9 protein-coding genes and 2 tRNA genes are annotated in these 12,351 nt (G+C 46.1%); 5 read left to right on the top strand and 6 right to left on the bottom strand.

Going from position 1 to position 12,351, the window contains the following annotated elements:
- Positions 1 to 573 (bottom strand): LbetaH domain-containing protein, encoded by a 573-nt coding sequence (locus tag MOX91_RS06340; RefSeq protein ID WP_370397238.1) that lies wholly within the window; start codon positions 571 to 573, stop codon positions 1 to 3.
- Positions 574 to 1,323 carry an SDR family NAD(P)-dependent oxidoreductase gene (locus MOX91_RS06335; protein ID WP_370397237.1) on the bottom strand — a complete coding sequence of 250 codons (750 nt, stop codon included), beginning with the start codon at positions 1,321 to 1,323 and terminating at the stop codon, positions 574 to 576.
- Between the two features lie 85 nt (positions 1,324 to 1,408).
- On the opposite strand from MOX91_RS06335, the gene MOX91_RS06330 reads away from it, so the two are divergent.
- Complete coding sequence (locus tag MOX91_RS06330; RefSeq protein WP_370397236.1) at positions 1,409 to 2,776, top strand: CCA tRNA nucleotidyltransferase; 1,368 nt, start codon at positions 1,409 to 1,411, stop codon at positions 2,774 to 2,776.
- Between the two features lie 53 nt (positions 2,777 to 2,829).
- Positions 2,830 to 2,911: transfer RNA gene (locus MOX91_RS06325), tRNA-Leu, on the top strand.
- A gap of 269 nt (positions 2,912 to 3,180) precedes the next feature.
- Here MOX91_RS06325 and MOX91_RS06320 read toward each other — a convergent pair.
- Positions 3,181 to 3,265, bottom strand: a tRNA-Leu gene (locus tag MOX91_RS06320).
- Positions 3,266 to 3,513: 248 nt separating this feature from the next.
- Here MOX91_RS06320 and MOX91_RS06315 point away from each other — a divergent pair.
- Both MOX91_RS06315 and MOX91_RS06310 read left to right on the top strand, forming a co-directional pair.
- Positions 3,514 to 6,306, top strand: coding sequence for a PEP-CTERM sorting domain-containing protein (locus tag MOX91_RS06315; RefSeq protein WP_370397235.1), 2,793 nt, complete (start codon positions 3,514 to 3,516; stop codon positions 6,304 to 6,306).
- Positions 6,307 to 6,505: 199 nt separating this feature from the next.
- Positions 6,506 to 7,585: a hypothetical protein gene (locus MOX91_RS06310; protein WP_370397234.1), complete on the top strand. Its 1,080-nt coding sequence runs from the start codon at positions 6,506 to 6,508 to the stop codon at positions 7,583 to 7,585.
- 36 nt (positions 7,586 to 7,621) lie between these two features.
- Here the strand turns inward: MOX91_RS06310 and MOX91_RS06305 are convergent, their stop codons facing one another.
- From MOX91_RS06305 to MOX91_RS06295, 3 genes are all read right to left on the bottom strand, one after another.
- The gene (locus MOX91_RS06305) at positions 7,622 to 7,849 is read right to left on the bottom strand and encodes a hypothetical protein (RefSeq protein ID WP_370397233.1); all 228 of its coding nucleotides are present in this window, start codon (positions 7,847 to 7,849) and stop codon (positions 7,622 to 7,624) included.
- 185 nt (positions 7,850 to 8,034) lie between these two features.
- Positions 8,035 to 8,514 carry a 3-deoxy-D-glycero-D-galacto-nonulopyranosonate 9-phosphatase gene (locus tag MOX91_RS06300; RefSeq protein WP_370397232.1) on the bottom strand — a complete coding sequence of 160 codons (480 nt, stop codon included), beginning with the start codon at positions 8,512 to 8,514 and terminating at the stop codon, positions 8,035 to 8,037.
- A 76-nt stretch (positions 8,515 to 8,590) separates the two neighbouring features.
- Positions 8,591 to 11,284, bottom strand: coding sequence for a valine--tRNA ligase (locus tag MOX91_RS06295; protein ID WP_370397231.1), 2,694 nt, complete (start codon positions 11,282 to 11,284; stop codon positions 8,591 to 8,593).
- 173 nt (positions 11,285 to 11,457) lie between these two features.
- On the opposite strand from MOX91_RS06295, the gene cysE reads away from it, so the two are divergent.
- Positions 11,458 to 12,249 (top strand): serine O-acetyltransferase, encoded by a 792-nt coding sequence (gene cysE, locus MOX91_RS06290; RefSeq protein ID WP_370397230.1) that lies wholly within the window; start codon positions 11,458 to 11,460, stop codon positions 12,247 to 12,249.
- Positions 12,250 to 12,351 lie beyond the last annotated feature (102 nt).

Below are 12,351 nucleotides of genomic sequence, written 5' to 3'. Positions count from 1 at the left end.
TCAGAATGTCCCCGGCTTTCGCTTTGAGCTTATAATTGCCGAATTTGCCTTGATTTTTACGTCCGATGCGATTTTAACTTTCGGAATGAGCGCGCAGCCGCTTGCGATGTCGCACCTGTCCCCGACTTTGCAAAATCCCGTCAGATCACAATGCGAGCCTATGTTTGAAAAAGCCCCCGCGCTTGCGTTATGCCCGATTTGCGAGTGGCTTTCAATTATCGCAAATTCCCCGATTTCAGCCCCTGCCGAAACAAGGCAAAACGGGGCGATTATCACTCCTTGCGATATTTCCGAAAGCCGCGAAACTTCGCAGGTCGGGTGGATTATTTTGGCGAATTTCGCGTTTTTTCTTTTCAAAAAATCGGCGGCGGCAATGCGCTTTTTTATGTCTTTTATTGCAATGCAAAACACGTCTTCCGCCTGCGGGGAGTAATTTTCCATAATCCCCAAATATTCTGCCGGGAAATTTTTTATTTCTATCGGGCTTAAAAATCCCGACACGCTCCATCCTGCGCTTTTGGCAAAGCAAAAAACGTCCAATCCGAAATCGTCTTCGCAAACAATTATGTTCATTTACTTTGAGCCTGTAAGCCCGCCGTCAACCGTAAGGCTTGTTCCCGTAATCCAAATAGACGCGTCTGAAAGCAGGAATGCCGCGGCGTTTGCCACATATTCGGGCTTCCCGTAGCCGAGGGGATATTTTGCCTCGTCGATTTTTGCGAGTTCGGGATTTTGGTTTAAAAAGGACTCTGTCATCGGAGTTTTTACGAGCGCGGGGCAGATTGCGTTTGCCCTGCATTTGCGCGGCGCAATTTCAGCCGACAATGCTTTTGTAAATGCTATCATTGCGGCTTTCGAGGCAGAGTATGCCGATATTGCGGGCTGTGGCAGAAACGCGCTTGTTGAAGACATGAAGACAAGGGACGCCCCCTTGTTGAACTTCTTGTTTCTTAAAAGATGCCGTGTCAGCTTTATTTGCGCCGTGCAGTTTAAGCTTATGATTTTTTCAATTTCATTTTCGTCGGAAAATTTTAAAAGCGACGAATAATGTATGCCAGCGCACGCCGCAAAGCCATCGAGAGGCGGAGTTTCGCACGCAAGGGTTGCAAGCGAATTTTCATCGCTTAAATCGGCGCAAATCAAAGGTCTGTTTCCCAAACATAGTTCGTTTGCAACAGCTTTAAGTTTTTCTTCGCTTCTTCCGCTCAAAACGACATTTGCTCCGAGCTCTGCGAAAATTCTTGCGCACTCCTTGCCAATTCCCGAAGTCGCGCCTGTTATCAATATCGTTTTGCCTTTTAGTGAAAATTGGCTGCCTTGCATAAATTTTTCAAAATTTGTTGATTTTTTTAATTAAACTTTCACTTGCAAAATTCGTCAACAACTAATTTTATACATGCTAATGTTTATGAAAATTTTCGCGGATGAAAAATCTAAGAGGGCGTGCGAATTTTTGGCGCGCGAAGCCTGCGCGGCGGGGGGAAGGGCGTATTGCGTCGGCGGATGCGTGCGCGATGCGCTGCTCGGAGTCGAGCCTAAGGATGTTGATGTCGAGATATACGGGCTTGAAGCGGAAAAAATCGAGAGGATTTTGTCGAAAAAATTCAGGTTTGAAATTGTCGGAAAAAGCTTTGGAGTATGGATTTTAAAGGGGCTTGACATTGATGTCAGCATGCCGCGCACCGAGCGCAAGACGGGAATCGGGCATAAGGCGTTTGAAATTGTGGGCGACCCGTTTCTTACGCCCAAAGAGGCATGCGCGCGCCGCGATTTCACCATAAACGCGATTTTATACGACATCCTTTCGGGCGATATCATAGACGAATTCAGCGGGATGGGCGACTTGAAGAATAAAATTCTCCGCCACACATCTGAAAGATTTTCGGAAGACCCTTTGCGCGTGCTAAGAGCAATGCAGTTTGCGGCGCGCTTTAACTTGGACGTCGCGCCCGAAACTGTCGAGCTATGCTCCAAAATCGAAATGGAAAATTTGCCCGAAGAGCGGATTTTTGAGGAGTGGAAAAAACTAATTTTAAAGGGTGTTGAAATTTCAAGGGGGCTCTTCTTCTTGCGGGATTGCGGCTGGGTAAAATATTTCAGGGAACTTGCGGATATGGTGGACTGCCCGCAAGATCCGCGCTGGCATCCCGAAGGCGACGTTTATGTCCATACCGCCCATTGCATGGATTCTTTCGCAAAAAAGCGGGTAGGCGACGATAGGGAAGACTTGATTGTTGGGCTTGCCGTGCTATGCCACGACATGGGAAAACCCAAATGCACCACGATTGGCGACGACGGCGCGATACATTCCTACGGGCACGATATTATTGGAGGCAAAGTTGCGCGCAAATTTTTGGAGCATCTTACGCGCGAGAAGTCCATTGTGGAGGAAGTCGTCCCTTTGGTGGAGCGTCATATGGCTGTTTTGGATCTTTGGCGCAGCAATGCGGGAGACGGGGCAATACGCCGACTTGCGGGTAAGGTGAAGCGCATCGACCGCCTTGTGCGCCTCGACGATGCCGATAGAAACGGACGCCCGCCCATCGAACCCGAAGATTCCCCTCAGGGCTTGTGGATTATGCAAAGGGCGGAAGCTCTCGCTATAAAGGATTCTGCGCCAAAGCCGATACTCCTTGGCAGGCATTTGATAGAGCTTGGTCTTACGCCAAGCGTGAAGTTCAAGGATATTTTGAATGCCGCATACGAAGCGCAGCTTGACGGGGCTTTTTTCGACGTTGAGCACGCGGTAAAATACGCAAAAGACAATTTGCTTTAAAGAAAACTTGACTAATCGGCGCATTAAGACTTTATTCATTGTCTTTAAATCAAGCTTTAGTGGTGGAATTGGCAGACACGTACGATTCAGGTTCGTATGCCGCGAGGCGTAAGGGTTCAAGTCCCTTCTAAAGCACTGTTTTTGAAGCCCCTAAATTAAAACGTTTAGGGGCTTTTTTGTTGATGAATAAAGGGATTGCGGGCTTTTTCAACCTCCGCTTGCCGTTCGCTTGCAATCCGCAAAATATCCCTATTTTGGCTTGAAAAGTCCCCAAAAAGTAGTTTGTGGACGGATTGATGCGGTTGAAGTAAGTACAAGGTGTAAACGGGGATTATCGCAATGATGTTGGGGCGGGGCACAGGTATTATGCAAAAAATCCCGACGCCAATGCCTCGGGATTTTTATGCTTAAGACGGGACTTGAACCCGTACGACTGTTTAAAGTCAGCGGATTTTAAGTCCGCAGCGTCTACCATTCCGCCACTCAAGCGTTAAAACAGAATCGCGTTTTCGCGATTATTAAAATGAGAAATCTACATTATATTGAGAATTTGTCCATACTTTTTTTGTTTTAAGCGAATTTTCCTTATTTGCATCGGGTTTTATATTTTATTTGATTATTATTTTAGGTATGGGTTTGTTGATTTTTAGTTAGTTATGAAATTTTTTACGAAATAAGTGTTGACAGTAAATCTTTCGGTTTTAAACTTAATTTCAAATCTTATAATTTAAATACTTATGAAAAAGTTAATACTAACCTCATTATCAACCCTTGTCGCATTTGCGGCTATCCCTTCTTTTGCGCAGATTTACGACTGGAAGTTTGAAACTTCGGAGCCTACCGACATAAATTGGTCGGACATTGAATGGACTAAAACGGAAACTACGCAACCTCGCGACAGGTTTTATTTGAATGTCAACAATTCCACTTCTTCCACTGTTAAAATTGTCGGCGGACAGACTGTCAATATGCTCGAAGACGCTTCGATGTATTTGGAAAATGACACAAAGCTTGTCATTGGCGATACAGAAGGAGATCAGATTTCAACGTTGCATTTTGTTGCAACAGGCTCGAAAGATACGTTTTTGGAAATAACGGGGCGTTCGAGTGTTGTAGTGAACAAAAACGGTGTTTTGACGATGGATGCCAATCGTCCAATTCGTTGGTGGAGTCCTTCTAACACTGTTGCTGATGATTTTGTGGCATTCTTGGTGGACGGCGGTACGGTTAACGGCAGTGTTAATGTCGGAACGGTCCAAAACAATGTCGGCAAGGTCAATGCGGTATTCCAAAATGGTGCGACTCTCAATCGAAATACAGAAGTTAATCCATTGGGAATGAATGGTAAGGGTACGCTCACTTTTGATAATTCCACTTACAATGTTTGGAACATAAACAATCTCGGCACAAACAACGGCTGGGGTAATCACGTTATGAATACCGGAGCTGATAATCAAAATTATCAGAATTCGGTTGTCATTACAAATGGTTCAGTTTGGAACGGTGCCGGTGTTCTTACTTTGGGGGGTGACGGCAAGGCTACCGGTGTAACTTATTACGACTTTTCTTCCGATATTACAAATTCCGGAATGACAGGGGCTGACCTCACTTTGCAAGTCGGCAGGGCAACGAGCGAAGAAAGTTTCTTTAAATTCGCAATCACAAACGGCGGTAAAGTTTCGGCAAAGAATGTTATATTGGGCGCACAGGATGGCACAAAGAGCCAGCACACCATGGGTTCTTTCACCTTTGAAATGGAAGGCGACAGTGCCGACAATATGGCAAGGTTTGCCGCTTTTGGTCAAACCATTTGGAATCTTGCCCGCACAAATGCAGACAGCACTTGGAATACGAACTTCTTGATGAAGGGCAATGCAAAGTACCAGACAGTCGGTTCATTTGATGTTGCAAGAAATGAGGATTTCGGCGGCACTGCCAACTTCATTATGAGCGGAGACAACAATATATTCCAAATTGGCGGCAATTTTAATGTTAAGGGCGGCTGGAATCATACAAATGTTTCTGAAGCGGAAATCAACATTTCAACTGCCGATGCCACAAATTCGACATTCCAGACAAACGGCATGAATGTTTATTCGCACGGCAACAGCAGAATAGACATTGATTTCTTGGGAAGCACGAATACTCTTTCGTTTACAAATTCCGACTTCAATATGTATTCGTCTAAAATCGAGGGCGATTCTGTCGCATCGGTTGAAATCGGCGTTGCAACATTTACGTCGGTCAAGAATTTCCGTTTGACAAACAATGCTTCCGGTCAGCAGGAATTGGTGTTCTCAAACGGGGTAAACGCAACGTTAAACAGCGCAAGCTTCTCACAGTCGGATATTGAAGGCGGAGATGCAGTTAGCTACTATGTTGTAAAAGACGGCGCAACGCTTACAACTAATGCAGACAATGGATACAGTACCCAGAATGGTGCTATGCGTTCGGGCGAAGTCGGCATCAAGCTTTTGGGCAACGGCTCTTCTTTCATTTCAAAAGGACAGATGAACGTCCATCCCGGCAATGAAGGCAATACGGGCGGTACTTACGCAATCAGAATGCTCGGCACTAACGGCACTTTTGAAGCCCAAAAGAATTTGCACTTTAGCGGCTTGTTCCAAGGCGACGACGCCATGTACTTGTTTGAAATGCAAGGTTCCGGCAACACTGCAAATATAAACACATTCAATTTTGGCAACAACAATTCGACTGCCGGCACATACCGCTTCTATTCCAAGAGCGATTCTGCGGAAAAGAAGAATAATCTCATCGTTACAAATACGACGATTGCATTGGAAGGTCAGATGGTCGAATCTACTGCTGTTCGCGAATTCATCATGGCGGGCAACACAACTTTGCGCACAAGCACAGGCGGCGGCGTTATAATGAAAGTTCACGAATACGGCGGCAAGGATTACTTGGGCGGAACAGGACTTTTTGAAGTTCGCGGTTCGGGCAACGACGCTTTGTTTACTGAGCTTAAATTCGGCAACGGCATCGCTTCGAGCGGAACTGCAATAATGCGCATTGTCGGCGGCGGTTCTTCCATTGAAACAAGAACTTTCAGAATGATGAGCGGCGCGTGGACTTCTCTTGATGAGCGCATCGGCGGCGTTTTGGAATACAAATTCGATGATACCGGTATTTCCGCAATCAAGATTACAAACAATATCGAAAATTCCTTCAACGGAATTTTGAGCGTTGACTTCTCCGGAATGTCGGGCAATTACGATAACGAACGCTTTGTTTTGATTTCAAGCGCGGACGGCAACCTTGAAAATAAAATTGCCGAATATTGGTATAGTTTTGAATATAATGAAGTCTTGGAGCAGATGGAAGTCATAACCAGAGGCTTGGATAACGAATCCTACACCTTTGCGGTTGAAGACAGCCTTGAAAACAGCGGCTACAAGGATTTCGTAGTTTACTATACAGGGGCTACTGTAATTCCTGAACCTTCTACATACGCGGCAATTTTCGGAGCTTTGGCTCTCGCATTTGCGGCGTACCGCAGAAGAAAGTAATTTTATAAATTGCAAGAAAATCAATGGAAGACTGCCTTTTCGGGTAGTCTTCTTTTTTTAGTTTATATTTTGGTATTATGGGATTTTATGTATTTTACATTGCGAAAAAAACATATTTTGCGGCTGATTAAAATCTTCGTCTTGTGTCGCCTGAACTTGACTTGCTTTGGGATAGGGTTTTTATTTGTATGAAATTTTTATGGCAATTTTAGACTGGTTTAAAAATCTGTTTTTTGGCGCGTCCGAGCCTTTTTCGGATGCCGGCACGTTTTTTGTCTGGGAGCCTTGTTCGAAGTCGCATTCCGAGGTCGTGCCAGGCTATGCAAAATATTTGCTTGATTTGGGTTATAAGGTTTCCGTCATTGTAAATCCCGAAAAGCTGAAAGAGGGTGTGTTTTGCAGGTTTTCAGACCCGAATTTGATTTTAAACAGCATCAGTCGTTCAAAGGCAAGGAAGTTCTTTTTGAAAAAGGGTTTGGCGAACGCCAAAGGCATTTTGGTGACAACGGTCGGCAAGCTCTCGAACGGCAGGGATTATAACGGCGCGTACGAGTTTTTTGCGAAGAAGCTCCCCGGACAGAAAACCCTGTTTGTCGAGCACGAAATAAAGCCTGCGGTCGATGGCGGAACTTGGGACGAAAATATCATAACCCTGCGCAAGCCCGACTACAAGGGCGCAAAGAGCGTTGTGGTAAACCCGCATTACTTTGGAAATGTACGCATAACGAATAAAAGCGAAGACATCGTAAAATTCATTGTCGTTGGCGCGTTGCAGGATAAGCGCAGGGATTGTTCCATAATTCTTAGCGCGTTTGAAAAGCTTATAGACCGCGGCATAACGAACGTGAAGCTTATCGCGGTGGGGAAGGGGGCAGTGAATTTGCCCGAAAAAATAAAGCCCTATGTGGAGCTTAAAGGCTCGCTTCCGTTTAAAGATATGTATGATGAAGTTGAAAAGGCGGATTTCTTTTTGACTTCTTACGAGCCTGATTTCGCGCCGCATTTGCGCTACATAACAACCGGCACGAGCGGGGCGTTTCAGCTTGTTTACGGCTTTTTGAAGCCCGTTGTAATTCAGGAGAAATTCGCGCCGATAAACGGGTTTAACGGCAAAAACTCCGTCATATATTCAGATTCTTCAAGCTATTCCGAAGCCTTGGAACGGTGCGTAAAAATGTCTGCGGGCGAATATGGCAAAATGCAGGCAAATTTGAAAGCTCTGGCGGATGAAATTTATGCTCAGTCTTTGCTTGCCCTTAAAGAACTGATTGAAAAATAATGTTTTGAATACTGTACTACTCCAAGTTTCGCGCGGCTATCTCACCGATATGTTTTGCTTTTGAGCCTCGTTTATTACCTGGTTTTTGAAAGTGTTGTTTATTTGGCAGTGCTCGCACTGCTGGGATATTTCAATGCGGGCGGCTATAAAGGCGGAAAGATTGCCCGCGTACCATTTGTTTGCCAGTTTTTGCGCGATTTCAAGAGAGTGCGGACTTAAAATAATAGTTTTGCGAACCCACATTTCATTATTGGTCTTTTTCATAATGACTATGTTTTAGCTTATTGTGATTTTTTCAACAAAATTATCTTGTAATGATATAAAACGATAATTTATTACTAAGTGATTATGCAATAATTTTTTAAGGCCGAAAATATTTTTTATGTCGCGGATTTTGCAAAAAAACCTGCCTCAATGCGGCAGGTTTTCAAATTCGATTGTCTTGCGCCTTATGCGAGACCTTTCTCAAAAATCAGCTCTATAAATTCTCTGACAGCCCCTTCGCCGCCCTTTTTGGAAAGCTTTATGATGTTTGGTATTTCCGCGATTTTTTTTACGGCGTCGGCGGGGCAGGCTTTAAGCCCGACGGCGGACAGAAGATCTAAATCGTTTATGTCGTCCCCGACGTAGGCGACTTCATCGAGGCTTATGCCGATTTCCCCGCAAAGTTCCGTAATTGTTTCGATTTTGGGGCGTTTGCCCTGAAACAGATAGTCGATTTCAAGCTTTTTTGCCCTGCGGCTTACAATTTCGGTATTTTCGGAAGTTATGATTGCGGTTTTTACGCCTTTTGCCTGAATGAGCTTTATGCCCATTCCGTCGCGCGTGTTGAACTTCTTAAATTCGTCGCCGTTTGCGCAATAATACATTCCAGCGTCCGTCAGTGTCCCGTCAACGTCGGTTGCAAATAGTTTTATTTTTTGAGCCATAAATTTTTGTTTTGTTAAAATAGCGGTGTTTGCGAAAAAAAATCCGCACTGTTTTGCGCGGATTTTTACGATGCCTTTAAAGGTTTGCCAAGAGCTTTTCGATTTCCGCAAGTTTTTCTTGATATTGGGCGAGCTGTTTTTTTGCCCCTTCAATCACGTTCGCGGGTGCTTTTGAAACGAAAGCTTCGTTTGAAAGGCGCGCGTTCGTGCTTTTTATAAGGCTTTCAAGCTTTTCCTTTTCCTTGCCGAGGCGTTTCTTTTCGGCAGCTGCATCGACTGAGTTTGACAAATCCAAATAGATTGTGCCGAGGGCGCAGATTGTCGCGGGGCAATCCGAAACTTCCGCCTTGATTTCAATGGAGGCGGCTCCCGCAATCTTTTTCAGCTTTTCGGAGTTTTCAGCCACGATTTTCGATTTTTCTTTATCCGACGAGAAATAAAGCTTTACGTCGCGCTTGCTTGCAAGCTTGTACTGCGCTTTCAAAGCGCGCGCTTTTGTTGCGAAATCGCGCAAGCCTTCGGTTGTTTTAAGTGCGTTTTCGTCAGCCTTTATACCGAGGGAGGCAAGCTTTTCTTCAAAATGCGGATTTTCGTTTTGGATGAAATCTCCGTCTTTGCCAAAACCCATGGAGTGCCACAATTCTTCCGTTATGAACGGCATGAACGGGTGGAGCATCAAAATCAGCGAGCGCAGGCACAAGTCTTGGACTGCTAAAACCGTCTGCTTTGCGCTTTCATCGGAGAGGCGGGATTTTGAGACTTCCAAGTACCAGTCGCAGAAATCCGTCCAGAAGAATGAATAGAGACGCTGAGTGATTGAGTTAAACTGGTATTCTTCGTAGTCCTTGTCGATGGCTTTGGAGGCGTTTATGAGGCTTGTCAAAACCGCAAGGTCGTCGGAGTCGAGCTTTGACTTGTCAATGCGCGAAACGATTTTTTCAACCGACGAATTGTCCGCGATTTCTCCCGACATTTGGCGGAAGCGGCAGGCGTTCCAAAGTTTGTTGCAGAAGTTTCTGCCAAGCTCGACGCGCTCTTCGCTAAACAGAATGTCCTGTCCTTGCGGCGCGCAGTTCATTACGCCGAAGCGAAGCCCGTCGGCTCCGTACTTTGCGATAATTTCGAGCGGGTCGGGCGAATTGCCGAGGCTCTTTGACATTTTGCGCCCCTGCATGTCGCGTATGATTCCCGTGAAATATACGTTCTTAAACGGGATTTTATGCGCGTCGTCTCCGTCCATAAATTCCAAGCCCGCCATAATCATGCGCGCGACCCAGAAGAAAATGATGTCGGGCCCCGTCACAAGGTCGCTTGTCGGATAGAAGTATTTAAGCGACTTGTCTTCCATCGCCTTTTTGTCGGGCCAGCCCATTGTAGCGAAAGGCCAAAGCCATGAGCTTGCCCAAGTGTCGAGAGAATCTTCGTCTTGAACCCAATTTTCCTTGTCGGCAGGGGGATTTACTCCCACATAGACGTGTTCCGGGTTTTTAAGGTCGATTTTTTCAACGCCTTTTTTGTACCATACGGGGATTCGGTGCCCCCACCATATTTGGCGCGAAATGCACCAGTCGCGAATGTTGTCGAGCCAGTGAGTGTAGGTCTTTTCCCATCTTTGGGGCCAGAATTTTATAAGCCCGCTTTCAACCGCTTTCTTGGCTTCTTCGATTTTGGGATACTTCAAGAACCATTGGTCTGAAAGGCGCGGCTCGATTGGAACATCGCCCCTTTCGGAATATCCGACGTTGTGTTCGTAGTCCTGAACTTCTATTAAAAGCCCCAAGTCCTTTAATTTTTGGACTGCGAGTTTGCGGGCGTCCTCGCGGTTTAAGCCCTTGAAGTCTTCGCCTGCGAGTTCGTTCATCGTCGCGTCGGGATTCATTATGTCGATGATTTCGAGATTGTGGCGTTGACCTATTTCAAAGTCGGCGGGGTCGTGGGCGGGGGTGATTTTGAGCGCGCCCGTGCCGAACGACATGTCAACATACTTGTCGCCGATGATTTTGATTTTTGCGCGGGGGAAAGGACGCCAGCAGTGCTTGCCGATTAAGTGCGCATAGCGTTCATCGTCGGGGTTGACTGCGACTGCGGTGTCGCCCATTATGGTTTCGGGGCGCGTTGTGCAGATTTCCAAGTACTTTCCCGGCTCTTCCGCGATTTCATACTTCATCTTGTAGAATTTGCCCGCTTCGTGCTTCATTATCACTTCCTCGTCGGAGAGGGCGGTCAAGTTTACGGGGCACCAGTTTACCATGCGCTTACCGCGGTAAATGTATCCCTGCTTGTAAAGCTTTACGAATGCCGTAAGTACTGCTTCGGAGTAGTCGTCGTCGAGAGTGTGCACAAGCCTCGACCAGTCGCAGCTTGCGCCGAGTTTTTTAAGCTGCTCTATTATTATGCCACCGTGCTTGTCGCGCCAGTCTTTCGCGCGCTCGATGAATTTTTCGCGACCGAGCTTTCTTGCGGACGTTCCTTCCTGCCTTAAAACTTTTTCGACTTTTGTCTGGGTTGCGACGCCCGCGTGGTCCGTTCCGGGAATCCAAATAGCAGACTTGCCAAGCTGGCGGGCGCGCCTTATTAAAATATCTTGAATGGTGTTGTTTAAAACGTGTCCCATCGTCAGCACGCCCGTTACGTTCGGGGGGGGGATTACAATGGAATACGCTTCTTTCGAGGAGTCGGGTCTGCCTTCAAAGCAGCCTTCCGCGACCCATTTCGCGTACCATTTGTTTTCTACTTCCGAGGGATTGTATGCTTTTGATATTTCGCTCATTTTGCTTATAAAATAAAGAATACTAAACAAAAGCGATGTTAAAATAAGTCAAACAATTAAAGCCTGTTTGGGCAAAAATTTGCGTTTTTCAGGGAAAAATTCGCGATTTTGCTTAAATCGAGCTTTTTTGCGTTGAGTCCGCGTTTTATTTTTGGCAAATTTCCACAAATAAAATGAATGATATTTTGGAAAAATTGGACGAGGTTTGGGGCGAAATCCGCAAAGAGGCGGAATCCGTTGCTGAAAAAGAACCCGCGTTGACTTCGCTTTTTGAAGATGTGATTTTAAGTCGCGCCACTTTGTTTGAGGCAATAGGGTGCAGAATTTCCCGCAAATTCGCCGCAAAGGCAATGCCCGAAAGCCTTGTTCGGGAAATTTTTGTTTATGTATGCTCCAAAAACGAGGACGTCCGCAGGAACATTTTGCGCGACATAGTTGCAATTTACGACCGCGACCCCGCCTGCTCGAGCTATCTTGAACCCGTCATGTATTTCAAGGGGTTTCAGGCGATTTGCGTGCATCGAATGGCGCATGTTTTGTGGAATGCGGGGCGAAGGCACCTCGCTTTGTATTTCCAAAGTCTTTCTTCTGAAATCTATGGCGTTGACATTCATCCCGCGGCTAAATTCGGGGGCGGCATATTGCTCGACCACGCTACAAGCTTTGTCGCGGGCGAAACGAGCGTTGTCGAAGACGATGTTTCCATCTTGCACGAGGTCACTTTGGGCGGCACAAGCACCGAGTGTGGCGACAGGCATCCGAAAGTCCGCTCTGGCGTTTTGATTGGCGCGGGCGCGAAGCTTTTGGGCAACATTGAAATAGGCATGGGCGCGAAAATAGGGGCGGGCAGCGTTGTCTTGTGCGACGTTCCCGCGCATACCACCGTGGCAGGCGTTCCCGCCAAAAGCATATGTTCTTCAAAGGAGAGAATGCCGTCTTTAAACATGAACCAGCATCTCGAATAATTCGGTATAATTTCCTGATTTGCAATTTATCCGCCATTTTGCCCGTTTTGGGCTTTGGCGGATTTTTTATTTTCGGGAATTGCCGCAAAATGATTGTTTTTT

The sequence above is a fragment of the Intestinicryptomonas porci genome (genome assembly GCF_033971905.1).
In the GTDB taxonomy this organism is placed as follows: domain Bacteria; phylum Verrucomicrobiota; class Verrucomicrobiia; order Opitutales; family Intestinicryptomonadaceae; genus Intestinicryptomonas; species Intestinicryptomonas porci.
This window is presented reverse-complemented; position numbering and strand designations above follow the sequence as displayed.